The following is a 24,355-nucleotide window of genomic DNA, read 5'->3' on the forward strand; positions in this document are numbered from 1 at the left end:
GGGGGCGCGTGGTCACCTACTCCAAGCCATATCTGACGCTCGAGCAGCAGGTCGACCTGCTTGAGCAACGTGGTCTTCTGGTGGACCGAGCTCGAGCACTGCACGCGGTGGAGCGCGTCGGGTACTACCGGCTCAGCGGGTATTGGTATCCCTATCGCCGCATCGACTCCGCAGAGAGCGCTGCTCGGGGACGGCCGGTTCGAGCCAGCGAGGTGGTCCCGGGAACCCGGTTGGACCAGGTCGTCGCGCTCTACGACTTCGACAGGCGCCTCAAGCTCCTGGTCATGGACGCGATCGAGCGGATCGAGATCGCCCTCCGGGTCGAGCTCGCCTACACGCTCGGAGCGCGCGACCCCTACGTCCACAGGGATCCGCGGGCGTTCGACGGGCGTTTCAGCAGGCCCCGCCCCCGGAGGCGGCAGCAGGAGTCTGCGCACGACGAGTGGCTGCGCAAGCTCGCACAGCTCCAAACGCGGTCGAAGGAGGACTTCGTCGCGCACTTCAAGGACAAGTACGACGGCGATCTGCCCATCTGGGTGGCCGTCGAGGTCACCGACTTCGGGATGATGTCGATCCTCTACGAGCACACGCGGCGGCCGACTCGTGACGTGATCGCCAGGAAGCACTCCGTCACGGACGAGAGCGGCGCCGGGAACGGGGAGGCGCTGGCGAACTGGTTGCGCGTCCTGAACTTCACCCGGAACACATGCGCTCACCACGCCCGCCTCTGGAACCGGAACTTCACGGACCAGGTGCGAGCCAGTGCTCTCGCCGGGATACCTGACCTGGCACACATCGCTGGACTCGACCCCCGCGACCAAGCACGCCTCTACCCCGCCTTGGCGATCATCCGGCACCTCCTCGCAACAGTCGCGCCCGGAGACGACTGGTCGTCCCGGCTCGTCAGGTTGCTCGACGAGTTCCCCGCCGACGGCGTCGTGTCTCTGAGCGACATGGGGCTCCCGGACGACTGGCGTGCGCGACTGAGCTGACCGGCGTCTGACGCGCGAGGGCACGCTCCGGTACCTCGGGTGTCCCGGGACGCCTCTTGGTGCGCTCGCGTGCGGCCACAGTCTGGGATCCCAGACGAAACCGATCCGCTCGGGCTCCCGTCATAGCGGGGTGCGGTGTGTTCTGGGTGCATGGCAGCGACGACGCACTCCCCGGCCGTCTCCGACCAGGCCCGCGCCGCACGCGTCGTCGTCGTGGGCGACGGCCCGCTGACGATCGACGACGTGGTCGACGTCGCGCGGCACGGCGCGCGCGTCCGGCTCGCCGACGCGGCGGTCGAGGCGATGGCGGCGAGCCGCGCCGTCGTCGAGGGGCTCGCGGACGACGACCGCCCGCACTACGGCGTCTCGACCGGGTTCGGGGCGCTCGCGCGGCGGCACATCCCGGTCGAGCGGCGCGCGCAGCTCCAGCTGAGCCTCGTGCGGTCGCACGCGGCGGGATCGGGGCCGGAGGTCGAGCGCGAGGTCGTGCGGGCGCTCCAGCTCCTGCGGCTCGCGACCCTGGCGACCGGGCGGACCGGGGCGCGCCCCGTCGTCGCGCAGACGTACGCCGCGATGCTCGACGCCGGGATCACCCCGGTGGTGCGGGAGTTTGGCTCGCTCGGCTGTTCGGGCGACCTCGCGCCGCTGGCCCACGTGGCGCTCGCGGCGCTCGGCGAGGGCGAGGTCCGGGACGCGACGGGAGCCGTCGTGCCCGCTGCCGACGCGCTCGCCGCGGCCGGGATCGCGCCGCTCGCGCTGCGGGAGAAGGAGGGCCTCGCGCTCATCAACGGCACGGACGGCATGCTCGGCATGCTCGCGCTCGCGCTGCACGACCTGCGGTCCCTGCTCACGACGGCCGACGTCGCGGCCGCGGCGAGCGTCGAGGCGCTGCTCGGCTCGGACGCGCCGTTCGCGGCCGACCTCGTGGCGATGCGGCCGCACCCCGGCCAGGCGGCGTCGGCCGCGAACCTGCGCGCGCTGCTCGACGGCTCGCCCGTCGTGGCGAGCCACCGCACGCTCGACGCCGACGGCCGGCCCGAGTGCACGCGGGTGCAGGACGCGTACTCGCTGCGGTGCGCGCCCCAGGTGCACGGCGCCGCGCGCGACACGCTCGACCACGCGACCGCCGTCGCGCGCCGGGAGCTCGCGGCGGCGATCGACAACCCGGTCGTCACCGTGGACGGGCGCGTCGAGTCGAACGGCAACTTCCACGGGGCCCCGGTCGCGTACGTGCTCGACTTCCTCGCGATCGCCGCGGCCGACGTCGCGAGCATGAGCGAGCGCCGCACGGACCGGTTCCTCGACAAGGCCCGCAACGAGGGCCTGCCGCCGTTCCTCGCCGACGACCCGGGCGTCGACTCCGGGCTGATGATCGCGCAGTACACGGCGGCGGGGATCGTCTCGGAGCTCAAGCGGCTCGCGGTGCCGTCGAGCGTCGACTCGATCCCGTCGTCGGCCATGCAGGAGGACCACGTGTCCATGGGCTGGGCCGGGGCGCGCAAGCTCCGCCGCGCCGTCGACGGGCTGGGCCGCGTCCTCGCGATCGAGCTGCTCACCGCGACGCGCGCCCTCGACCTCCGCTGCGACGCCGGGTCCCTGCACCCCGCGCGGGGGGCCGGCGCCGTGCGCGACCTCGTGCGCACGGCCGCCGCGGGACCCGGACCGGACCGCTACCTCGCGCCCGAGATCGAGGCCGTGACCCACCTCGTCGCGACGGGTGCCGTGACCGCGGCGGCGAGCGCCGCCGTCGGGCACCTGGCCTGAGACCCACCCGACCCGAAGGAGCGAGACGACCATGGCCCACGAGCCGACCCACCGCCTCGGCACGCCCGTCTCCGTCCGCGCCCCGCGCGGCACGACCCTCACCGCGCGGTCCTGGCAGACCGAGGCGCCGCTGCGGATGCTCATGAACAACCTCGACCCCGAGGTCGCGGAGCGGCCCGACGACCTCGTCGTCTACGGCGGCACCGGCCGGGCGGCACGCGACTGGCCGAGCTTCCACGCGATCGTCCGCACGCTCACGACGCTCGCGGACGACGAGACGCTCCTCGTGCAGTCGGGCAAGCCCGTCGGGGTGCTGCGGACGCACGAGTGGGCGCCGCGCGTGCTCCTCGCGAACAGCAACCTCGTGGGGGACTGGGCGACGTGGCCCGAGTTCCGGCGGCTCGAGGCGACGGGCCTGACGATGTACGGGCAGATGACGGCAGGGTCGTGGATCTACATCGGCGCGCAGGGCATCCTCCAGGGCACGTACGAGACGCTCGCCGCGGTCGCCGCGAAGCTCGCCGCCCGCCAGGGCGGGCAGGGGCTCAGTGGCGGGACCCTCGCCGGGACGCTCACGCTCACCGGCGGGTGCGGCGGGATGGGCGGCGCGCAGCCGCTCGCGGTGACGCTCAACGGCGGCGCGTGCCTCGTGGTCGACGTCGACCGGTCGCGGCTCGACCGACGCGTGCGCGAGCGGTACCTCGACGTCGTCGCCGACGACCTCGACGCCGCGGTCCGGCTCGTCGAGGACGCGCGGCGCGAGCGCCGGGCGCTGTCGGTGGGGGTCGAGGGGAACAGCGCGACGGTCGTGCCGGAGCTGCTGCGACGCGGGGTCGAGGTCGACGTCGTCACGGACCAGACGTCGGCGCACGACCCGTTGTCGTACCTGCCGGTCGGGGTGGACCTCGCGGACTGGGCCGACTACGCCGCCGCGAAGCCCGACGAGCTCACCGACCGCGCGCGCGAGTCCATGGCCCGGCACGTGGAGGGCATGGTCGGGTTCCTCGACGCGGGCGCCGAGGTGTTCGACTACGGCAACTCGATCCGCGACGAGGCGCGCCGCGGCGGCTACGACCGCGCGTTCGACTTCCCGGGGTTCGTGCCCGCGTACATCCGGCCGCTGTTCGCGCAGGGCAAGGGCCCGTTCCGGTGGGCCGCGCTCTCGGGCGACCCGCGCGACATCGCCGCGACCGACGCCGCCGTGCTCGACCTGTTCGACGACGACCACCTCCACCGCTGGATCCGCGCCGCCCAGGAGCGCGTCGCGTTCCAGGGCCTGCCCGCGCGCATCTGCTGGCTCGGGCACGGCGAGCGCGACCGCGCGGGCCTCGCGTTCAACGACCTCGTCGCCTCGGGCGTGGTGCGCGCTCCGGTCGTCATCGGCCGCGACCATCTCGACGCCGGGTCGGTCGCGTCCCCGTACCGCGAGACGGAGGCCATGGCCGACGGCTCCGACGCGATCGCCGACTGGCCGCTGCTCAACGCGCTCACGGCCGCGTCGTCGGGCGCGACGTGGGTCTCGATCCACCAGGGCGGCGGCGTCGGCATGGGCCGCTCGATCCACGCGGGCCAGGTGTCCGTCGCCGACGGCACGCCGCTCGCCGCGGCCAAGCTCGCGCGCGTGCTCTCGAACGACCCGGGCCTCGGGGTGCTGCGCCACGTCGACGCCGGGTACGACGACGCGGTCGTCGCCGCCGAGCGCGGCGGGCTCCGCGTCCCCGCGCGGGAGACGCCGTGACGGGTCGCCGCGCGGCGGGCACGTCCTCGGTGCCCGGGTCGACCCTCGTCACCGGCATCGGGGAGCTGACGACCAACGCCCCGGGCGGTCCCGGCACGCGCGACGGCGACCCGACCGGCCTGGTGACGGACGCCGTCGTGCTGCTCGACGGCGGCCGGGTCGCCTGGGCGGGCCCGGCCCGGGAGGCGCGGGACGCCGTCGGGCACGCGCTGGACGGACGGGAGCCGGACGTGACCGTCGACGCGGGCGGGCGCGCGGTGCTCCCCGGGTTCGTCGACTCGCACACCCACCTCGTGTTCGCGGGCGACCGCGCCGCCGAGTTCGAGGCGCGCATGGCCGGGCGCCCGTACGAGGCGGGCGGCATCCGGTCGACCGTCGCCGCGACGCGCGCCGCGTCCGACGACGTGCTCCGCGCCGGGCTGGCCCGGCACCTCGACGAGGCGGCCCGCCAGGGCACGACGACGGTCGAGGTGAAGGGCGGCTACGGCCTCACCGTCGCGGACGAGGAGCGGTCCGTGCGGCTCGCGCGCGAGGTGACGCCCGAGGTGACGTTCCTCGGGGCGCACGTCGTGCCGGTGGAGTACGCGGGCCGGGCCGACGCGTACGTCGACCTCGTGTGCGGGGAGATGCTCGCCATGTGCGCGCCGCACGCCCGGTGGGTCGACGTGTTCTGCGAGACCGGCGCGTTCACGCCCGAGCAGTCGCGCCGCGTGCTCGAGGCCGGGGCCGCCGCCGGGCTCGGCGTGCGCGTGCACGCGAACCAGCTCGCCCCGGGGGATGGGGTGCGCCTCGCCGTCGGGCTGGGCGCCGCCGCGGTGGACCACTGCACGTACCTCACCGACGACGACGTCGCGGCGCTCGCGGGCTCGTGGACCGACAGCGGGACGCGGCCGGACGGGACGTCGGGAGCGGTCGCCGGGACCGTCGCGACCCTGCTCCCGGGCGTCGAGTTCTCCACGCGCCAGCCCTACCCCGACGCGCGACGCCTCCTCGACGCGGGGGCCGTCGTCGCGCTCGCGAGCGACTGCAACCCCGGGTCGAGCTACACGTCGTCGATGCCGCTGTGCGTGGCACTCGCGGTCCGCGAGATGCGGATGACCGTCGCCGAGGCCGTGTGGTCCGCGACCGCGGGCGGCGCGCTCGCGCTGCGGCGGGACGACGTCGGCCACCTCGCCCCCGGCGCCCGGGCCGACGTCGTGCTGCTCGACGCCCCGAGCCGCACCCACCTCGCCTACCGCCCCGGCGTCCCGCTGATAGCGAAGACGTGGAGGTCTGGCCACCCCCACCCCTGACCCGCCCGGCGTCGAACAGGTCGTCCTGGTGCGTCCGGGTCGCGTGTCGTGCCAGGACCACCTGGTGGACCCGCCGGAACCGCCTGCTCGGCGGGGGGGGGGGGGGCTACGTCAGTGCCGGTTCCGCGGTCGGCGGGTGGAGGGAGAGGCCGGCCGCGAGCTCCAGGACGCAGAGGGCGGCGAGGCGGACCGTGCGGCCGTCGGGGGCGTCGGCCGTCGCGTCGACCTCGACGACGTCGGCGGAGCGGAGCCGGCCGTCGAGCGCCGCGGCCCGGACGAGGGCGCGCAGCTCCCACGCCGCGATCCCGCCCGGGACGCTCGCGGGGCAGCCCGGGGCGACGGAGCGGTCGCACACGTCGACGTCCACGTCGAGGTGCACCGGCCCGCCCGCGGCGCCCGCGACCTCCATGGCCGCCCGCATCACGTCCTGGGGCCCGCGCCGGCGCAGCTCGTCGACGTGCACGACGGTGATCCCCAGCTCGACTGCGCGGCGCGCGTACTCGGCGGAGTTCGCGAAGTCCGCGACGCCGATCTGCACGACACGCCGCGGGTCCAGCCCCGCCTCGATGAGCCGTCGCACCGGCGACCCGTTGGACACGCCGTCGCGCAGGTCGTGGTGGGCGTCGAGCGTGACGAGGCCCGCGGTGGCAAGGTCGTCGCCCCACGCGCCGAGCGCGGTCGCGACGGTCACGGAGTTGTCGCCGCCCAGCGCGACGAGCAGCCGTGCGCGCTCCAGCGCCGCGCGGGCCGCCGCGCCCGTCCGGGCCTCGCCCTGCGCGCCGTCGGGCTCGTCGACGTCGCCGAGGTCGGCGAACGTGAGCTCGGCGAGGTCGACGGGGCCGGTCCGCTCCGCGGGACCGCCCGAGGCGACGGGTCGCACGCGGGCGGTGGGGCCGCCGTCGGGCAGCGGGCGGTCGGGGACGAGCGCGGGGCTGAACCTTCGCAGCGCGGCGCGCACCGCTGCGGGCGTCGCGTGCGCGCCGGTCGGCGAGAGCGACGTGCGCCAGGCCGGGACGCCGAGCAGCGCGACGTCGACGGCGTCACCCGTCGGCCAGGGCCAGTCGCCCGCCCGGGGCCACGAGGGGTCGTGCGGGAGGGCCTGCGCGTCGTCGCTCACGGTCCCGACGCTAGCGGCCCGACGGCGGCCCCGCCCCGCGCGGGCGGCACCTAGTCGCGCGCCGCGTGCACGACGGCGACCGGGTGCGTCGCGTGGTGCAGCACCTCCTGGCTCACGGAGCCGAGGAGCATGCCGCGCAGGTCGCCGCGGCCGCGCGACCCGACGACGGTCAGCGCGGCGCCCGCCGCGGCCTCCCGGAGGGCGACCGACGGCTCGCGGTCGACGACGAACGTCTCGACGAGGACGTCGTCGTGCTCCGCGGTGCGCACGCGCCCGAGCGCGGCCTCCACGGTGCGCGACGCCTCGGCGCGCGCGTCCCGCTCGGCGGCGGTGTAGAACGCGGGGTTCTCCTCCCAGAGCGGCCCGGCGGGCAGCCGCCAAGCGCACACCGCGACGACGCGGGAGCGGGTGCGCGCGGCCTCGTCGAGGGCGAACCGCAGCGCGGCGTCGCCGTGCACGGACCCGTCGACGCCGACCACGACGTCGGTCGTGCGCTCCACGTGGTCCACGGACGGCGGCACCACGACGACCGGCACGGGCGCGCGGGCGGCCAGCCGGGTCCCCACGGACCCGAAGAACATCGACCCGACGGACCCGAGCCCGCGCGACCCCACGACGACGAGGTCGGCGTCCTTGGCCTCGTCGAGCAGCGCCTCCGAGGGCGGGCCGGAGCGCAGCAGCGTCCGCACGGGCACCGACGCGTCCACGTGCGCCGCGCGCTCGGCGGCGGCCGAGAGGATGGGGCCGGCGATCTCGCCGAGCTCCTCGACGCTCGGGTAGTAGGCGCCGCCGACGAACGGCGTCGCGACGACGGGCACGTACGCGACGTGCAGCACGCGCAGCTCCGCGCCCCGACGTGCCGCCTCGTGCACCGCCCAGTCCAGGGCCTTGCCGCTCGTCGTGCTGCCGTCCACACCGACCAGCACGACCTGCTGCGTCGATCCGCTCACCATGACCACCTCGGTCCGTCGTCCCCTTCGTGGCGGTCGTCCCGCCACCTGCCACACCTCCTGGATACCCCGCGCGGGCGGTCCGCCGCACCCGGCGACCGCCCCCGACGCGCGGGACGCTCGGCACGACCCACCGGGACGAAGGTCCCGCACCCGCGGCGCCACGGGCGGGCGCGCGCGAGAATCCCCCTCCGACCGGCTACGTTGAGGGCATGGGCTCTCCCCACCCGATCCGCGTGTTCCTGCTCGACGACCACGAGGTGGTCCGCCGCGGCGTCGCCGCTCTGCTCGAGGCCGCCGGTGACATCACCGTCGTCGGCGAGGCCGGCACCGCCGCCTCCGCGCTCGCCCGCATCAAGGCGACGCGCCCCGACGTCGCGATCCTCGACGTGCGCCTGCCCGACGGCTCGGGCGTCGAGGTGTGCCGCGAGGTGCGCTCCGAGCTGCCCGAGGTCGGCTGCCTCATGCTCACGTCCTTCGCCGACGACGAGGCGCTGTTCCAGGCCGTCCTCGCCGGGGCGTCGGGGTACGTCCTCAAGCAGATCCACGGGTCCGACCTCGTCGGCGCGGTCCGCACGGTCGCGGCGGGCGGGTCGCTGCTCGACCCGGCGAGCACCGCGCGCGTGCTGGAGCGCCTGCGGCACGCCGCGGACGAGACGCCGGACCGCCTCGAGGGCCTGTCCCAGCAGGAGCGCCAGATCGTCGCGCTCATCGGCGAGGGCCTGACGAACCGCGAGATCGGCAAGCGCCTCTACCTCGCGGAGAAGACGGTCAAGAACTACGTCTCCCACGTCCTCGCGACGCTCGGCCTGCAGCGCCGCACCCAGGTCGCGGTCCTCGCGACCGAGATGCGCCAGGAGGAGGCGTCCCGCCAGGGCGCTCCGGGCGCGGGCGGTCCCACGGGGGACCGGCAGCACGGTGGCCCGGCGCAGCGTCCCTGACGGCGGGCCCGACCCGCAGGGCGGGACGGGGCCCGAGGGCTCGCCCGCGCACGGTCCGGGGACCGACGCCCACGGACCGGGCGACCGCGCGGCGTCGGGACCTTCGGCACTCCCGGATCTGACACCGCGGCGCGACGATGTGGAGATGGACACAGTCGAGCGGACCGGGACAGGGGCACCGGTGGGGAGCGGGGGGCTCGCGACGGCCGAGCGCCCGCGCGCCTCGGCAGGGCTCGCGGAGCTCACGCCGGAGGAGAGCTACGCGCTCCTCGCGACCGTCCCCGTGGGCAGGATCGTCTACACCGACCACGCGCTGCCGGCGATCCAGCCGGTGAACTTCGTGCTCGACGGCCCGGACGTCGTGTTCCGGACCGCGGAGGGCTCGAAGCTCGCGGTGGCCGCCAGCCGCGCCGTCGTGGCGTTCGAGGTCGACTCGTTCGACGCCGACGCCCGCTCCGGGTGGTCCGTCGTGCTCGTCGGCCGCACGTTCGAGGTCACGGAGCCGGTGGAGCGCGCGCGGCTGCTCGCGCTGCCGCTCGTGACCTTCGTGCCCGGCGTGCGCGACCGCGTCATCAAGGTCGTGCCGCGCATCGTTACGGGGCGGCGGATACTGCGCTGACGCCGGGTGCGCGCACTACGCTCGCTGGGTGACCCCGACGACGACCGAGGTGCGCACCGCGACGCCCGCGGACTGGCCGGGCATCTGGCGGGCGCTCAAGCCCGTGTTCCGCGCGGGGGAGACGTACACGTATCCGCGCGACATCACCGAGGCCGACGCTCGGGCCGCGTGGCTCGACGCCCCAGGGGCGCGCGTCCTCGTGGCCGTCCCGGCGGAGGACGGCGCCCGCGGCACCGTGCTCGGCACGGCGAAGTACCTGCCCAACCACCCCGGTGCCGGGGCGCACGTCGCGAACGCGAGCTTCGTCGTCGGGCCCGACGGAGCCGGGCGTGGCGTCGGCCGGGCGCTCGCGCGCGCCGTGCTCGACGGTGCGCGCGCAGACGGCTACCGGGCGATGCAGTTCAACGCGGTCGTGGAGACGAACGAGCGCGCGGTCCGGCTCTGGGAGTCGCTGGGGTTCACGATCCTCGCGACCGTCCCCGAGGCGTTCGACCACCCGGTGCACGGGCTCGTCGGCATGCACGTCATGCACCGGGCGCTCTGAGCACCCTGCCCCGCGGGCGCGTCAGCCGAGCGGCACCCACCACTCGAGGCGCGTGCCGCCGTCGGGCCGGGCGGTCGCGGTGCTCGACCCGCCGAGCGCGGCGGCGCGCGCCTGCATGTTCCGCAGGCCGGAGCGCCGGCCGCCGGGCTGGATGCCCACGCCGTCGTCGGTGACGGTGAGGCGCGCCTCGTGCGCCGTGACGGCCAGGTGCACGACGACGCGGCTCGCCTGCGCGTGCCGGGCGACGTTGGTCAGGGCCTCGCCGAGCACGACGACGAGCTGGTCGGCGACCTCGGCCGGCAGGCTGGGGCCGCCGTCGGTCACGCCCGCGCCCGACCCCTCGGCCGCCACCTCGACGTCGACCTCGGGCGCGAACCCGAGCACGGTCGTCGCGGCCTCGGCCTGCGCGCGGAACCGGTCCTCGATCGAGGGCGCGTCCGGGTCCGTGGCCGTGTGCAGCGCGAAGATCGTGGACCGGATCTGCCGGATCGTCTCGTCGAGGTCGGAGACGGTCTCCTCGATGCGCGTGCGCGCGTTCGGGTCGCTGACGAGCGGCTGCACGCTCATGAGCGTCATGGCCGACGCGAAGAGGCGCTGGATGACGACGTCGTGCAGGTCGCGCGCGATCCGGTCGCGGTCCTCCAGGACGCCGACCTGCTTCGCCCGGCCGTAGAGCCGCGCGTTCTCGATGGCGACGCCCGCGGCGGCGGCGAGCGCGACCACGGCCGCCTCGTCCTCCGCGGTGAACTCCTCGCACCCGCCCCCGGGGACCTGCTTGTCGGTGAGGTAGAGGTTGCCGAACACCGTGTCGCGCACCCGCACCGGCACGCCGAGGAACGTGTGCATGGGCGGGTGGCCCTCGGGGAAGCCGGCCGAGCGCACGTCGTCGGCGATCTCCGGGACGCGGATGGGCGCCGGGTGGTCGATGAGCTCGCCCAGCAGACCCTCGCCGTGCGGCCAGTGGTCGATCTCGGCGACCTCGTCGTCCGAGAGGCCCAGGGGGATGAACTGCGCGAGGCGCTCGCGCCCCGAGGCGTCGAGCACCCCGAGCGCGCCGTACCGGGCGCCCGTGAGCTCCATCGCCGCGTCGACGATGCGCCGCAGCACCTGCGGCAGGTCGAGGTCGCTCGTCACCGCCACGACGGCGTCCAGCACGCGTTGCCCGGCGCTGGCCGGCAGGTCGGTCGTTCCGCTCACCCGATGCAGTCTCCCAGACCCCGGCGGTCGGGCGGCACCCGTCTCGCCCGGGGTGTGACGTGGGCGACACCGCCGCGCTATCGTGCGTCCACATCTCGGGACGTCCGACGCCGTCCTGCCGCCGGCCGCACGTCGCCGTCGTGCAGGTCCCGGACCACCGGGCCGTCGACGCAGGGGGCCGAAGGGACGCGGTGCCGCATGCCGACCACCGACCAGGGCGCGGACGTCGCCCCGCACTCCGGGGCGCCCGCCGAGGCCGCGGCGAGCGCCCTCGCGGACCTGCGGTCCGCCGTCGGGCACCTGCACCCCGACGACCCGGCCGAGCTCGTCGCGATCGCCGACGACCTGCGCGCGCTCGGCAGCCCGGCCGCCGCGGTCCCGTTCTACGAGGCGGCCGTCGAGCAGGGCGTGCCCGGGGCCGTGTACCGGCTGGGCGTCGCGCACCACGAGGCGGGCGACGCCGCGGAGGCGTTCCGCTGCTTCGAGCTCGCCGGTCTGGCGGGCGACGCGCTGGGGGCGTTCATGGCCGCGCAGGTCGCGGCGGAGCGCGGCGACCTGCACGCGGCCCGCCGCTGGTACGAGCTCGCGCAGGGTGTCGAGGGCGCGGCCGTGCGGCTCGCGCAGGTGCTCGCCGAGCTGGGGGAGCGCGACGCGGCCGACGACGTCCTCGCGGCGACGTCGGGCGAGAGCTGGGAGGCGGCGGTCGAGCTCGTGCGCAGCGGCGCGCTCGCCCCGGACGCCGCCGTCGCGCTGCTCGAGGGGTGGGCCGGGGCGGGCGAGGCGCGCGTCGCGGCGGCCCTCGCGGACCTCTACGTGCGCGCGGGTCGCGGGCCGGACGCCGAGGACCTGCTCGAGCAGGCGGCGCTCGCCGGCGAGCCGACGGCGCGCACGAGCCTCGGGGTGCTCCGCCTCCGGGCGGGCCGCGTCGCCGAGGCGATGGCCCTGTGGCACGAGGCGGCCGCCCAGGGCGATCCCCAGGCGGCGGAGCTGCTGGCCCGCTTCGGCTGACGCCGGGGTCGCACCGGTCCGGGCGGCCGCGGGCCGGGCACGCAGAAAGGCGCCCGGCGGGCGACCGGCTCCGTCGAGCTGTCGGTCGCCCTGCCGGGCGCGGAGGGCGGGACGTGCGGGTGGTCTCCCCACCGCCCGCACGCCCCTCTTCCCCCGGGAGCGACTCCCTGCAGCGACGGCCTCAGATCGTCGCGCGGTATCGGTCGCCCCGTGGCCCGCCGCACACGGCGGGCGGTCGAACCGTCAGACCAGCCAGGCGTTGCGCTGGACGAACGGGATCTTCTTCCACGTCTTGCCGAGCCCGAGCACGCTGCCCGCCCCGAGGAGGGTGAGAGCGATGATCGTGAGCGACATGGTGATGTGGTCGTCGATGATCGGGTTGGTCACGAGCGGGAGCTCGGCCAGGTACATGAGCAGGAGCAGGAGCGTGCCGCTCACCGCGGCGATCCGCATCCCGATGCCCAGGATCAGGGCGAGCCCGATGCCGAGCAGGCCGACCATGAAGAGCACGTCGATGAACGCGTTCCCCGCGAGGCCGCTGAAGAAGCCCGAGAACGTGCCCTCGAGGTTCGACAGGAAGCCGGTGGTCGGGCTGTTCCCGTTGAGCCACGACCGCTCGGCGGGGGTGGCGAACCCGAGCCCGAACGTCTTGTCGAGGAAGGCCCAGAGGAAGTAGAACCCGATCGTGATCCGCAGGACGCCGAGGACCACCTGGGTGGGCCGCGTGGCGCGCTCCGCGAGGCTGAGGGTCTCCGGCTCGGTGCCTTCGACCGTAGGGAGCGGCGCGTTGGCGTTCCGCTCGATCGTCCCCTTCATCACTGTCCCCTCTCATCGACCCGTCCGGTGCGGTCGGGCTCCTGAGACCAAGCAAACCCCTGTGAAGGAAGGGTGGACGTCAGGCAAAAGTCGCCGGGCCCGGGGACCTAGGTCCCCGGTGCGGACGAGGGCCCGGGGATACCGGCCACGGGCCGCGCTGGGCCCGCCCGGTCAGGAGCCCGAGGCGTCCTCGAGGTCGGTGCGGAGCTCGTCGACCCGGGTGCGCAGGCTCTCGATCCCGTCGCGCACCGCGGCGTCGGCACCGGAGAGCGAGCCCGCGACGTCGCCCAGCTCGGCGGACGCGTCCTCGAGCGCGGCCTCGGCGTCGGCCAGGCGCTCCTCGGCCTGGGCGCGCGTCTCGTCCGTGGCGGACGCCGCCTCGTCCGCCGCGGCGCGGGCCTCGTCGGCGGCCTCCTGCGCGGACGCGACAGCCTCCTCGGCGCGGGTGCGCGTGTCGTCCGGGAGGGTGCCCAGGTCGTCCGTGAGCGACCGGACGTCCTCGCCGATCGTCTCGACCTGCGCGCCCGCGTCGTCGAGGAACTGCTGGACCTGGTCGCCTGTCAGGGTGAATTCCGGCACGCTCACCGAGCCGTCCTCGGCGCACCCGCCCAGCGCGACGGTCGCGGCGACGGCTGCCCCGAGCGCGAGGGCGCGGGACGTTGACCTGCGGTGACGTGTCGGTGAACTCATGGGGCGATTGTCCACCGCGAACATGAGACCGGGGTGAGAGCCTCGTGGAGGCGGTGTACGGTAGGCGGACGAGGGCACTGTGGCGTGCAGCACACCGATCGTGTGCGCGCGCAGCCGTGACGTCGGGCGCGACGACGCGCACATCCGGCGTGCGGGACCGCAGGCCCGTGGCAGGGCACGAAGCACGGGAGTGAGCGGTGAGCACCACGGCGGAGCACGAGGGCGCGGACGACGCGCCCGTGACGCTCGAGCCCGCGCCCGCCGCCGCCGCGGTGGGCCCGGAGTCGTTCGGACGGCGCGCGCGGACCGTGTCGCACGTCCTCATCTCGTCGGCGCTCGCCATCACGCTCGCCGCGGCCCTCGCCGGCAGCGCCCAACCCCGCCCGGGCGCGTCGTTCTTCGCGCAGGAGGCGACCACGGCGACCCAGGTCGCGGCGCTCTCGAGCACGCTCGGGGCCGGCCTCGACGAGGGCCAGCAGCTCGACGGCGCCATCGAGGTCCTCGCGACGGCCAACGCGCTCGACGACGGCCACGTCTCCCCGCCCGTCGAGCAGGCCCGCGCCGAGCTCGGCATGCTCCTGGCCACCTACCTCGCGCAGCAGGACGCGGCCCGCCGCGTCCCCGCGCCCCTCGTGCCCGACGGCGACCTCGACCTGGACGAGTCGCTCGACGGCGCGCAGGTCCCCGAGCTGCCGGAGCCGCTCGGCCCGGGTACGGGCGCAGGCGCCGGCGCTGGTGACGACGACACCACGACGGGCACGGACGGCGAGACCGCGGACCCCGCGACCGACCGCCCGGCGCAGCAGCCCGCGACGGTCGACGCCGCCGGGGACGCGGCGGCGGATGCGGTCCGCACCGCGGCGACGCCCACCGCGCCCTCGCCGAGCCCGACGAGCAGCCCGTCCCCCGGCGCGTCCACCGACCCCTCGCCGAGCGTCACCCCGAGCCCCGGCGGCGCGCCGAGCCCGGCGCCCGGCACGAGCACGCCCCTGGACCCGTCCGCCCCCGGCGGCACGGGATCCCCGGGAGGCCCGGGGTCCCCGGGCGACCGGACGCTGCCCGAGGACGAGGTGCCCGCGCCCGACGGGGTGGCACCCGGCGAGATCGACGGTTCCCAGGACCCGGCCGACGGCTCGGCTGACAGCGGTGACGGCGACCACGCCGAGGGCGACGACCACGCGCACGGCGACGTGACGCTGGAGGACGTCCTCGCCTCCGCGACGACGCTCGCCGAGCTGCTCGGCACCGACCTCGTGCCGGTCGGGGTCGTCCCGGCCGCCGGGGCGACGGCGCTCGCGGGCACGACCCTCGCGGAGCGGCTCGCCGAGGTCGTCGAGCGGTACGCGGGCTCGACGGCGCAGTACCAGAACGGCCGCATCCCGCCGGAGGCGCTGTGCGCTCTCGACTTCGCGCCGGGCAAGACCCTGCGCTGCGACGCCGCGGAGCAGCTCGAGGCCCTCGCCGCCGAGTTCGAGAAGGAGTTCGGGTACGCGCTGAAGATCACCGACGCGTACCGCCCGTACGACGAGCAGGTGCGCCTCAAGGCGGTCAAGCCCTACCTCGCGGCCGTGCCCGGCACGTCGCAGCACGGGTGGGGGCTCGCGATCGACGTCGGCGGGAACGTGCCGTCGGGGACGTCGCTCGAGTACGTCTGGCTCCGCACGCACGGCCCGGACTACGGCTGGGACAACCCCGCGTGGGCGCGGCCCAACGGCTCCAAGCCGGAGCCGTGGCACTTCGAGTTCTTCGCGGCGGGCAAGATGCCGACGCGGTACACGCCTGCCGAGAGCAGCGCGCCGTCCACGCCGCAGAAGCCGACGGGGCCGAGCGCGCCCGCGCCGAAGCCGACGACCCCGCCCGCGCCGCAGCCCCCGGCACCGACGCCCACGCCGACGCCGACGCCGACGGAACCTCCGCCGACGAAGCCCACGGACCCGCCGCCGCCCACGACCGTCGCCGTCCCGGCGAACCTCGTCGGCAAGCAGCAGGCCGCCGTGGAGACAGCGCTCCAGGGCGCCGGGCTGAAGGTCAGCGTCACGACGAAGGTCGACGAGGCCGCGCCCGGGACCGTGCTGTCCGTCGCGCCGGGCTCCGGCACCCAGGTCGCGCCGGGAAGCACGGTCGCGATCGTCGTCTCGTCCGGGCCGCCGCCCGAGCCCGAGCCCGAGCCGTCACCCGAGCCGACGGACCCGGCACCCGAGCCCACGGTCGCGCCGACCCAGGCCCCGACGGCCCCCGGGACAGAGCCGACCACCCCCTGAGCCGAGGGGCGTCGTCGGGCCTCGGTGGAACCGTGCGCGCGCCCGGCGCGAGGGCAGCGCCGGGAAAATGCCGTGCGTCTCCCGTGCCGACGGCGTAGCGTCGGGCGCGATGTGATCCTCACCCGCCCCGGCCGCTCCGTCCCGTCGAGCCCGTCGCCGTGGCCCCCGCCGCTCTCCGCGGCGTGCGCGCGCCACCCGGGCACCTGGTAGGTGATCACCCATGGCACGTCCCACCCCTGTCCTGCGCGCGTCCGACGTCCGCGTGTCCTTCACGGGCCGCGCGGTCCTGCGCGGCGTCGACCTCGCCGTCGACCCCGGCCACCGCACGGGTCTCGTCGGCGAGAACGGCGTCGGCAAGTCCACGCTCCTGCGGGTGCTCGCGGGCACGCTCGCGCCCGACGACGGCACGGTGAGCCGGCCCGCCGACCTCGGGTTCCTGCACCAGGAGTTCCCGTACCCGCCGACGACGACGGTCCGCGCGGTCGTCGACGACGCGCTCGCGCGCGTCCGCGGGATCGAGCGCGAGCTCGAGGAGGCGGCGCTCGCCCTCGCCGGCGACCCGGGCGGCGAACCCGTACCCGGTGCCGAGGAGGCGTACGCGCGCGCCCTCGCGCGCGCCGAGCTCGCCGACGTCTGGGACGCCGACGCGCGGGCCGCACGCACGCTCGCGGGTCTCGGGCTCGACGTCGACGGGGTCGCCGGCCGCGAGGTCGGGGCGCTGTCCGGTGGCCAGCGCACGCGGCTCGGCCTCGCCGCGCTGCTCGTGCGCCAGCCCGGCGCGATGCTGCTCGACGAGCCGACGAACCACCTCGACGACGCCGCGGCGGAGTTCCTCGCCGTGGCGCTGCGCGCGCTCCCGGGCGCCGTGGTGCTCGCGAGCCACGACCGCGTGTTCCTCGACGAGGTGTGCACCGAGATCCTCGACCTCGACCCGGTCGCGGAGCCGCTCCGCGGCGCGGGCGGCGGGGACGCGGCACGCGGCGGGGGAGCGGGGACCCTCTACGGCGGCACGTACGGCGACTACCTCGAGGCCAAGCGCGTCGAGCGCGAGCGCTGGGAGCAGCGCTTCGAGGCGGAGCAGGCCGAGCTCGCGGAGCTGCGGCGCGGCGTCGCGGTGACAGCCCGGGACGTCGCGAAGAACCGTGAGCGGGGCAACCAGGCGAAGATCCTCTACGACTTCAAGGGCGAGCGCGTGCAGGGCCAGGTCGCGCGGCGCGTGCGCAACGCGCAGCAGCGGCTCGACGCGCTCGAGCGCGACCAGGTCCGCAAGCCGCCCCCGCCCCTGCGCTTCGCACCGCCGAGCGGGGGGACCCGTCTCGCCCCGGGCGGTGGCGACGTGGTCGCGTGGGCGCGGGGCGTCGTCGTGCACCGGCCCGGGCGCGGAGGGCCCGGGGCCGCCCCGGGCGAGCGGCCGGACCGGCTCGACATGGCGGCGTCGGGCGTCCCGTCGATCGAGGTCGCGCGGGGGAGCCGGCTGCTCGTCACCGGGGCCAACGGCGCCGGGAAGTCCACGCTGCTGCACGTGCTCGCGGGCGACCTCGTGCCCGACGCCGGCACCGTGGGCCGGGCGCGCGGGGTCCGGGTGGGGCTGCTCGAGCAGGACGTGCACCTGCACGACGACGACCGCACCCCGCGCGAGCTGCTCGCCCTCGCGCAGGGCGTGGACCCGGCGGACGCGCGCGACGCGGCCGTGGACGCGCACGGCCTCCTCGCGCCGCGCGACCTGGGGCGACGGCTCGCGGAGCTCTCCGTGGGGCAGCGCCGGCGCGTGGTGCTCGCGATGCTCGTCACGCAGGCACCCGACGTGCTGCTCCTCGACGAGCCGACGAACCACGTGTCGCTCACGCTCGCGGGCGAGCTCATGGAGGCCGTGGAGGAGTGGCCGGGCGCCGTAGTCGTGGCGTCGCACGACCGGTGGCTGCGGCGCCGCTGGCAGGGCGACGCCGTGCACCTCGCCTGACGTCCCCGCCGCGCTCGTCGGTCCGGCCGCGGGGTGGGGCGCGGGCGGACCCGGGAGGTGGAGCACGGGGTGCGGGGTCCGGGAACGCGGTGGCCGTGCGCGGCGCGGCGTGCGTAGGGTCGGGCGGTGGACGACGACCGGACGGGCGCCCCGGTGCCCGACAACGCGTGGAAGCAGGTGGTCGCGTCGCTCGCCGACGCGGGACGGCTCGAGGTGCTCGCGCGCGTCGTGACCGAGGGGCCCGCGGAGGCGGTGCTGTCGGCCGACGAGCGCCGTCGGCTCGCGCCGCTCCTCGCCGCGGGCGTCGTGGTGCGCGAGGAGACGGGCTTCCTGCGGGCGGCGCCCGAGCGGTTCGCGGCCCTGCTCGCGACCGTGCCCACGCCGCGCCCCACGGGCCCCGACCGCTTCCTCACGGACGGACGCCTGCTGCGCATGCCGAAGCGGTGGCGCGACCGCGAGCTCGTCGTGCGGTACCTCGCGGCGCAGGTGCTCCCGCTGGAGGAGCCCGTCACCGAGCTCACGCTGACCAGGCGGCTCGCGGCGCGCGCGGCGGACCCCGTGTCGCTGCGGCGCGCGATGGTCGACGCGGGCCTCGTGCACCGCACGCGCGACGGCGCCGAGTACTGGCGCACCGTCGTGACGGAGTTCGACGACGTCTGACGGGCGGCGGCCTCGCTACGGCAGCCCGTGCGTCGGGGGCGAGGGCTAGGGTCGGTTCTCATGAGCAGCGAGCGCGCCGTGGCGGCGCTGGAGGCGTCGGGCATCGACTTCACCCTCACCCGGCACGGCCGGGTGGGGTCGCTGGAGGAGGCCGCCGCCGCGCGCGGCGTGCACCCGGCGCGCGTCCTCAAGACGATCGTCGTGCGGCGCGCGGAGGACGACTACCTGTTCGTGCTCGTCCCGGGCGACCGGCAGATCTCGTGGCCCAAGCTGCGCGCGCTGCTCGGGGTGTCGCGCCTGTCCATGCCGGACAAGGAGGTCGCGCGCGACGTCACGGGGTACGAGCGCGGCACCATCACGCCGTTCGGCGCCACGCACGCGTGGCCCGTCGTGGCGGACGTGCGCGTGGTCGCCGTGCGCGGCGAGGACGAGGTGGACGTCGCGGGCGAGGCGGCCACCCCGGAGACCCCGGGCGACGGCGACCACCTCGTCTCGATCGGCGCCGGCGAGCACGGCGTGGCCGCGACGGTCGACGGGCAGGCCCTCGTGGCGGCCCTCGGCGCCCAGGTCGCCGACGTCACCGAGCCCCTGTAGCGGGTCCGGGAACGAGCCCTGCGGCGCCGCCCGGGCTGCGCCTCAGCGTGGCGGTCACGGGGCTCCGGGAGGCGCGCGCAGGCACCGGCGCGGTCCGGGTTGTGAGGGTTCGGAGGAAGGTCGCGGTCGACCGTCGCGCGGGCTGGTGTGCGCCCCGCGCCGGGTGCAGACTCTGGGGTGCTCCGGTCACGGTCGCCTGGTCCGACCCACCGCCCGACGGTCACGGCGAGCGGCCGGACGGAGCCGTGAGGCAGGCGCAGGGAACAGGCCACCACCGCCGGACGTTGTCCGGAGGGGCGGCCGACAGCAGCAGGACGACTCGAGAGAAGCGGGAACCGTGGACACAGGCAGCGCGATCGACCGGACGAGCGGGATCGTCTACGCCCCGGCGGACGGCGGCGTGGTCGTGACGATGTGGGGCGAGGTCGACGCGGCGCTGCGCGACCGCGCGAGCGAGGCGATGTCCTACGTGCTCGACACCCGCGGGCGCGTCGTGGTGGACGTCGCCGACGTCACCTTCATCGACTCCTCGGGCATTGCGTTCATCATCCAGCTCTACATGCTCGGCGAGGAGGACGGCCGCGAGGTCGTGCTCCGCGACCCGTCGCCGAGCATCGTCGAGCTGCTCGACATGATCGGCATGGGCGGGCGCATCCCCGTCGAGCGCAGCGGTGCCTCGACCGGTCCGATCGAGGTCGTCGGCGCCGTCTGACACCCGCGCCCCCGCCGCCGCCCCGGGTCCCCGGGGCTGTGGGAACCGGCCGGTACGGTGCGGGCATGCGCATCCTGCACACCTCCGACTGGCACCTCGGGCGCACCTTGCACGGGGTCGACCTGCTGGAGCACCAGGCCGCGCACCTCGACCACCTCGTCGAGCTGACCCGCTCCGAGGCGGTCGACGCGGTCGTCGTCGCGGGTGACGTCTACGACCGCGCGATCCCGCCGGTCGACGCCGTCTCCCTCCTCTCGGACGCGGTGACGCGGCTCGCCGAGCACGCGCACGTCGTCGTCACGCCGGGCAACCACGACTCCGCCGTCCGGCTCGGGTTCGGCGACCGCCTCCTGCGCCCGGGCGTCCACGTGCGGGCGCGCCTGGCCGACGTCGGTGCGCCCGTCGTCCTGGGCCCGCGCCCCGGTTCGACAGACGGTGACGGCTCCCCGCTGCTCGTCTACGCGCTCCCGTACCTGGACCCGGACACGGCCCGCCACGTCCTCGCGGACGCCGCGGACGCGCCGGACGCCGACGCTCCGGGCGCCGAAAGTGTGGGCGGCGACCCGGTGAGGCCGCGGCCGCTCGCGCGGTCCCACGAGGCCGTCATGGGGGCGGCCCTGCGCCGGGTAGGCGCCGACCTCGCGCGGCGCCGCGCCGCGGACCCGGGGGTGCGGGCGGTCGTCGTGGGGCACGCGTTCGTCGTGGGTGGCCTGGCGTCGGACTCCGAGCGCGACATCCGCGTCGGCGGCGTCGACGCCGTCCCGGCCGCCGCGTTCGCGGGCCGCGGGGTGGACTACGTGGCGCTCGGCCACCTCCACGGGCCGCAGCGGGTCACCGTCCCGGAGGTCGGCGGCGGGGAGCCCGGGGGCGGCGTGGCGACCGTCGCCCGCTACTCGGGCTCGCCCCTCGCGTTCTCCTTCTCGGAGCTGCACCAGCGCAAGTCCACCGCGCTCGTCGACGTCGACCGGCTCCGCACGGACGCCGACGCGGCGGTCGAGCTCGTCCCCGCTCCCGTGCCGCGCCGCCTCGCGGAGGTGACCGGCCCGCTCGACGAGCTGCTCGGGGAGGCGGGCGAGCCGCACGTCGACGACTGGCTGCGCGTCGTCGTGACGGACCCGGTCCGGCCCGCCGAGCTGTACGCCCGCGTCCGGTCCCGGTTCCCGCACGCGCTCCAGGTGACGCACCGCCCGCCGCGCGTCGCCGAGCGGGAGGTCGTGACCGCCGTCGGGCCGGGGCGCGACCCGCTGGACGTCGCGCGCGACTTCGTCGAGCACGTCTCCGGCCACGCCCCCAGCGACGCGGAGGTCGTCGTGCTGCGCGAGGCGTTCGAGCTCGCGCTCGCCGAGGAGCGCAGCGCCTGATGCACCTGCACTCCCTGACCTTCCAGGCGATCGGCCCGTTCGCGGGCCGCCACCACGTCGACCTCGCGGCGCTCGGCGCGTCCGGGATCTACCTCCTCGAGGGGCCGACGGGCGCGGGCAAGTCCACGATCATCGACGCGATCGTGTTCGCGCTCTACGGCAAGGTCGCCTCCGACGCCGCGAGCGACGACCGTCTCCGTTCGGCGTTCGCGGGACCGGACGTCGAGTCGTACGTCGACCTCGTGCTGGAGGTCCCGGCGGGGGTCTTCCGCGTCCGGCGCACGCCCGAGTACCGCCGCCCCAAGAAGCGCGGCACCGGCACCACGACGCAGCAGGCCTCGGTGCGGCTCTGGCGGCTCGCCGAGGTGCCGCCCACCGACGCGCCGGACGCGGTCGAGGACGCCGCGGGCGAGCTGCTCTCCGCACGGCTCGACGAGGCGAGCGACGAGATCCGCCGGCTCGTGGGCCTCGACCGGCGCCAGCTCGTGCAGACGGTCGTGCTGCCGCAGGGCGAGTTCGCGACGTTCCTGCGCGCGAAGCCCGAGGACCGGGCCGTGCTGCTCCAGAAGGTCTTCGGCACGGAGCTCTACCACCGCGCCGCGGCGCGCCTGGCGGAGCTCGCGCGCGCGGCGCGCTCGCGCACGGACGCCGCGCGGCAGGGCGTCGTGGGCGCGGCGGAGCGGTTCGCGGGGGCCGCCGGGCTCGGGCCCGACGACGCGCGGCGGCTGCGCGAGGCGGCGGACGACGACGACCGGCTGCGGAGGGCGGACGACGACGCCCCGGCCGCTGCGGAGGCGGCGCCGGGCGTGCACGCGCTCGCCGTCGCGCACGTCGGGCGCCTCGACACCGAGGCCACGGCGCTGGCCGAGGGTGCGGCGGGGGCCGACGCGACGCTCGCCGCCGCGCGTGAGCGGTTCGAGCACGAGCGCGCCCGGCACGACGCGCTGGAGCGGCGAGCCCGGCTGCGGGCCGACGCGGCACGCCTCGACGGGGAGGAGGCGGCGGTGGCCGAGTGTCGCCGTCGGGCGGACGCGGCGGCACGTGCCGCGGTCGTCGCTCCGGCCGCCCAGGGCCTCGCGCGCGCCGAGCAGACCCTGCGCGCCGCGCTCGACCGGCTCGCGCTCGCGCGCACCGGGGCGCCCGCCGTCCTCGCCGACGCCGACCCGACGACGCTCGAGGCGCTGCGCGCCGACGTCGCGACGGCGGCCGTCCGCGTGGCGCGGCTCGTCCCGGTGGGGGCGTCGCTGCCCGGGCGCGACCGCGAGCTCGCCGACGGGCGCAAGGAGGTCGCGCAGGCGACGGAGGAGCGCGGTCGCGTGCTGGCCGAGCTCGACGCGCGTCCGGCGCGCCGCGACGCCGTGCGCGCGCGCGTCGCGTCCCTCGCCGCGGCCGCGGGCGAGCTCGGGGTGCTCCGCGAGCGGGCGGACCGCGCCCGGGCGGTCGAGGAGGCGGCGCGCCAGACGGCGGCGCTCGCGACCGAGGCGGCCGAGGCGCACGCCGAGCGGGCGCGGGCCGCGGCCCGGGCGCACGAGGCGGTGGAGCACGAGGCCCGGCTGCGGGCCGCGCGCATCGCAGGTCTGGCCGGGGAGCTCGCCGCGGGCCTCGCCGTCGGCGAGCCGTGCCCGGTGTGCGGCGGGGCCGAGCACCCGCACCCGGCGCCGCTCGCCGAGGACCACCCGGCGGTCGAGGACGTCGAGCGCGCCGAGCGGGAGCGCGCGGACGCCGAGCGCCTGCTGCACGACGTCTCGGCCCGGGCGCAGGTGCTCGCCGAGCGGTGCGAGGCTCGTCGTCGGGACGCCGACGGCCTGACCCCGCAGGAGGCCGGGCAGCGGGTCGCGGACGCGGAGGAGCTGGTGGCCGCCGCGCGCGCCGCGGAGCGCGAGCGCGCCGAGGCCGAGCGCGAGCTCGAAGAGCTGGACGCGGAGACGCGTGCGCTGGAGGCCCGGGCGGCCGGGCTCGCCGAGGCGGTCGCGGGCACGGCCGCGCGGCTCGAGGAGATCGAGGCGGCCCTCGCGCGCGACCGCGCCGAGATCCGCGCCGAGCTCGACGCGGCGGGCCCGCTCGTGGAGCTCGTGGACCTGCCCGACCCGCTCGCCGGCGAGGGCGGCGCGCGCAACCCCGTCGCCGTGCTCGCGGCCGCGCTGGAGGGCCGGGTGCGCACGATCGACGCGCTCGCGGACGCGGGCAGCGCCGTTGCCGCCGCGCAGCGGGCGTGCGAGGAGCGTGCGGCCGACGTCGCCGCGCTCGTCGCACGGTCCGGTTTCGCGGACGCGGCCGAGGCGCTCGCCGCGGTGCTCGACGACGCCGAGCTGCACACGCTCTCTCAGCGCGTCGCGGAGCACGACGCCGCGCGGACCGCGACGGCGACCGGTCTTGCGGACCCGGCGCTCGCCGACCTGCCCGAGGACGCGCGGGCCGACGTGGCGGGCGCGCGCGCCGCCGTCGAGGAGGCAGAGGCCGTCGCCGGAGCCGCGGCGCGGCAGCACGAGCTCGTCGCCCGCCGGGCCGAGGCGGCCCGGACGGCGGCCGAGGCCGTCGGGGCGGCGGTCGACGGCTGGACCGCGGCGCGGGACGCGGCGGGACCGGTCGCGCGCATGGCCGCGCTCGCGTCGGGCACGGGCGACAACGCGCACGCGCTCTCGCTCGCGACGTTCGTGCTCGTGCAGCGGTTCGAGGACGTGGTCGCGGCGGCGAACGAGCGCCTCGCCGAGATGTCGTCGGGGCGGTACGAGCTCGTGCGCAGCGCGACGCGGGAGGACGTGCGGGCGCACAAGCGCGGCCTCGCGATGAAGGTGCTCGACCACGTGACGGAGCGCGAGCGCGACCCGCGCACGTTGTCCGGCGGGGAGACGTTCTACGTGTCGCTGTGTCTCGCCCTCGGGCTGGCGGACGTCGTCACGGCCGAGGCGGGCGGCATCGAGCTCGGGACGCTGTTCGTCGACGAGGGCTTCGGCAGCCTCGACCCGGAGACGCTGGAGGCCGTCCTCGCGGCGCTCGGCCGGCTCCGCGCGGGCGGGCGCGTCGTGGGCGTCGTCTCCCACGTCGAGGCGCTCAAGCAGTCCGTCGCGGAGCGCGTCGAGGTCCGCCGCCTCCCCGGCGGCGGCAGCACGCTCAGCGTGCGGGCCTGACCAGGGCTGCG

At 76.8% G+C, this 24,355-nt stretch carries 20 protein-coding genes; 15 read left to right on the forward strand and 5 right to left on the reverse strand.

The features are described from left to right. The first annotated feature begins 8 nt into the window (after window positions 1-8). The 4 genes from B8281_RS04920 (at window position 9) to hutI (ending at window position 5,786) form a co-directional block, all read left to right on the forward strand. Complete coding sequence (locus B8281_RS04920) at window positions 9-992, forward strand: Abi family protein (RefSeq protein ID WP_034650320.1); 984 nt, start codon at window positions 9-11, stop codon at window positions 990-992. A 150-nt stretch (window positions 993-1,142) separates the two neighbouring features. Continuing rightward, a complete protein-coding gene (hutH, locus tag B8281_RS04925; RefSeq protein ID WP_085387092.1) occupies window positions 1,143-2,756 on the forward strand; it encodes a histidine ammonia-lyase in 1,614 nt (537 codons plus the stop codon). Between the two features lie 31 nt (window positions 2,757-2,787). After that, window positions 2,788-4,494, forward strand: a complete 1,707-nt coding sequence (hutU, locus tag B8281_RS04930) for a urocanate hydratase (protein ID WP_085387093.1) — start codon at window positions 2,788-2,790, stop codon at window positions 4,492-4,494. After that, on the forward strand, window positions 4,491-5,786 hold the full coding sequence (gene hutI, locus B8281_RS04935) for an imidazolonepropionase (RefSeq protein WP_232322676.1): 1,296 nt from the start codon (window positions 4,491-4,493) through the stop codon (window positions 5,784-5,786). The genes hutU and hutI overlap by 4 nt, the downstream gene beginning before the upstream one ends. Window positions 5,787-5,892: 106 nt before the next feature. Here hutI and B8281_RS04940 read toward each other — a convergent pair whose 3' ends face one another. After that, on the reverse strand, window positions 5,893-6,903 hold the full coding sequence (locus B8281_RS04940; protein ID WP_085387094.1) for an arginase family protein: 1,011 nt from the start codon (window positions 6,901-6,903) through the stop codon (window positions 5,893-5,895). 50 nt (window positions 6,904-6,953) lie between these two features. Beyond that, window positions 6,954-7,853, reverse strand: coding sequence for a universal stress protein (locus B8281_RS04945; protein ID WP_186325251.1), 900 nt, complete (start codon window positions 7,851-7,853; stop codon window positions 6,954-6,956). 212 nt (window positions 7,854-8,065) lie between these two features. Here B8281_RS04945 and B8281_RS04950 point away from each other — a divergent pair, with 212 nt between their 5' ends. From B8281_RS04950 to B8281_RS04960, 3 genes are all read left to right on the forward strand, one after another. After that, a complete protein-coding gene (locus B8281_RS04950) occupies window positions 8,066-8,794 on the forward strand; it encodes a response regulator transcription factor (protein WP_081599919.1) in 729 nt (242 codons plus the stop codon). A gap of 145 nt (window positions 8,795-8,939) precedes the next feature. Continuing rightward, window positions 8,940-9,413, forward strand: coding sequence for a pyridoxamine 5'-phosphate oxidase family protein (locus tag B8281_RS04955; protein ID WP_081599918.1), 474 nt, complete (start codon window positions 8,940-8,942; stop codon window positions 9,411-9,413). Between the two features lie 28 nt (window positions 9,414-9,441). Next, entirely contained in the window at window positions 9,442-9,957 is a 516-nt protein-coding gene (locus B8281_RS04960) for a GNAT family N-acetyltransferase (RefSeq protein ID WP_085387095.1), read from the forward strand. 21 nt (window positions 9,958-9,978) lie between these two features. Here B8281_RS04960 and B8281_RS04965 read toward each other — a convergent pair whose 3' ends face one another. After that, window positions 9,979-11,154: a GAF domain-containing sensor histidine kinase gene (locus tag B8281_RS04965; protein ID WP_232322677.1), complete on the reverse strand. Its 1,176-nt coding sequence runs from the start codon at window positions 11,152-11,154 to the stop codon at window positions 9,979-9,981. Window positions 11,155-11,352: 198 nt separating this feature from the next. Between B8281_RS04965 and B8281_RS04970 the strand changes: the two genes are divergently transcribed. Continuing rightward, window positions 11,353-12,162: a lipopolysaccharide assembly protein LapB gene (locus B8281_RS04970; protein WP_043653690.1), complete on the forward strand. Its 810-nt coding sequence runs from the start codon at window positions 11,353-11,355 to the stop codon at window positions 12,160-12,162. A gap of 243 nt (window positions 12,163-12,405) precedes the next feature. On the opposite strand, the gene B8281_RS04975 is transcribed toward B8281_RS04970, so the two are convergent. Together B8281_RS04975 and B8281_RS19170 are read right to left on the reverse strand one after the other, a co-directional pair. Further along, window positions 12,406-12,978, reverse strand: coding sequence for a hypothetical protein (locus tag B8281_RS04975; protein WP_085387096.1), 573 nt, complete (start codon window positions 12,976-12,978; stop codon window positions 12,406-12,408). 171 nt (window positions 12,979-13,149) lie between these two features. Then, window positions 13,150-13,668 carry a DivIVA domain-containing protein gene (locus B8281_RS19170; RefSeq protein WP_198163150.1) on the reverse strand — a complete coding sequence of 173 codons (519 nt, stop codon included), beginning with the start codon at window positions 13,666-13,668 and terminating at the stop codon, window positions 13,150-13,152. 197 nt (window positions 13,669-13,865) lie between these two features. Here B8281_RS19170 and B8281_RS04985 point away from each other — a divergent pair, with 197 nt between their 5' ends. The 7 genes from B8281_RS04985 (at window position 13,866) to B8281_RS05015 (ending at window position 24,344) form a co-directional block, all read left to right on the forward strand. Beyond that, complete coding sequence (locus tag B8281_RS04985) at window positions 13,866-15,929, forward strand: D-alanyl-D-alanine carboxypeptidase family protein (RefSeq protein ID WP_085387098.1); 2,064 nt, start codon at window positions 13,866-13,868, stop codon at window positions 15,927-15,929. Window positions 15,930-16,149: 220 nt separating this feature from the next. Next, window positions 16,150-17,889 carry an ABC-F family ATP-binding cassette domain-containing protein gene (locus tag B8281_RS04990; protein ID WP_085387099.1) on the forward strand — a complete coding sequence of 580 codons (1,740 nt, stop codon included), beginning with the start codon at window positions 16,150-16,152 and terminating at the stop codon, window positions 17,887-17,889. 126 nt (window positions 17,890-18,015) lie between these two features. Next, window positions 18,016-18,549, forward strand: a complete 534-nt coding sequence (locus tag B8281_RS19725; RefSeq protein ID WP_232322678.1) for a DUF2087 domain-containing protein — start codon at window positions 18,016-18,018, stop codon at window positions 18,547-18,549. Between the two features lie 60 nt (window positions 18,550-18,609). Next, window positions 18,610-19,143: an aminoacyl-tRNA deacylase gene (locus B8281_RS05000; RefSeq protein WP_034650291.1), complete on the forward strand. Its 534-nt coding sequence runs from the start codon at window positions 18,610-18,612 to the stop codon at window positions 19,141-19,143. Between the two features lie 337 nt (window positions 19,144-19,480). Beyond that, entirely contained in the window at window positions 19,481-19,855 is a 375-nt protein-coding gene (locus B8281_RS05005; RefSeq protein ID WP_021483854.1) for an STAS domain-containing protein, read from the forward strand. Between the two features lie 65 nt (window positions 19,856-19,920). After that, entirely contained in the window at window positions 19,921-21,216 is a 1,296-nt protein-coding gene (locus B8281_RS05010; protein WP_085387100.1) for an exonuclease SbcCD subunit D, read from the forward strand. Continuing rightward, window positions 21,216-24,344 carry an AAA family ATPase gene (locus B8281_RS05015; RefSeq protein ID WP_085387101.1) on the forward strand — a complete coding sequence of 1,043 codons (3,129 nt, stop codon included), beginning with the start codon at window positions 21,216-21,218 and terminating at the stop codon, window positions 24,342-24,344. The genes B8281_RS05010 and B8281_RS05015 overlap by 1 nt, the downstream gene beginning before the upstream one ends. Window positions 24,345-24,355: the final 11 nt, after the last annotated feature.

It is taken from the genome of Cellulosimicrobium sp. TH-20 (assembly GCF_002105775.1).
In the GTDB taxonomy this organism is placed as follows: domain Bacteria; phylum Actinomycetota; class Actinomycetes; order Actinomycetales; family Cellulomonadaceae; genus Cellulosimicrobium; species Cellulosimicrobium funkei.

What these genes read in the sequence shown, in the direction of transcription:
- B8281_RS05000 (WP_034650291.1), top strand. Translation starts at nt 18,610, where the DNA reads ATGAGCAGCGAGCGCGCCGTGGCGGCGCTGGAGGCGTCGGGCATCGAC.
- B8281_RS04990 (WP_085387099.1), top strand. Translation starts at nt 16,150, where the DNA reads ATGGCACGTCCCACCCCTGTCCTGCGCGCGTCCGACGTCCGCGTGTCC.
- hutH (WP_085387092.1), top strand. Translation starts at nt 1,143, where the DNA reads ATGGCAGCGACGACGCACTCCCCGGCCGTCTCCGACCAGGCCCGCGCC.
- B8281_RS04970 (WP_043653690.1), top strand. Translation starts at nt 11,353, where the DNA reads ATGCCGACCACCGACCAGGGCGCGGACGTCGCCCCGCACTCCGGGGCG.
- B8281_RS05015 (WP_085387101.1), top strand. Translation starts at nt 21,216, where the DNA reads ATGCACCTGCACTCCCTGACCTTCCAGGCGATCGGCCCGTTCGCGGGC.
- B8281_RS05010 (WP_085387100.1), top strand. Translation starts at nt 19,921, where the DNA reads ATGCGCATCCTGCACACCTCCGACTGGCACCTCGGGCGCACCTTGCAC.
- B8281_RS04955 (WP_081599918.1), top strand. Translation starts at nt 8,940, where the DNA reads ATGGACACAGTCGAGCGGACCGGGACAGGGGCACCGGTGGGGAGCGGG.
- B8281_RS04950 (WP_081599919.1), top strand. Translation starts at nt 8,066, where the DNA reads ATGGGCTCTCCCCACCCGATCCGCGTGTTCCTGCTCGACGACCACGAG.
- hutU (WP_085387093.1), top strand. Translation starts at nt 2,788, where the DNA reads ATGGCCCACGAGCCGACCCACCGCCTCGGCACGCCCGTCTCCGTCCGC.
- B8281_RS04975 (WP_085387096.1), bottom strand. Translation starts at nt 12,978, where the DNA reads ATGAAGGGGACGATCGAGCGGAACGCCAACGCGCCGCTCCCTACGGTC.
- B8281_RS19170 (WP_198163150.1), bottom strand. Translation starts at nt 13,668, where the DNA reads ATGAGTTCACCGACACGTCACCGCAGGTCAACGTCCCGCGCCCTCGCG.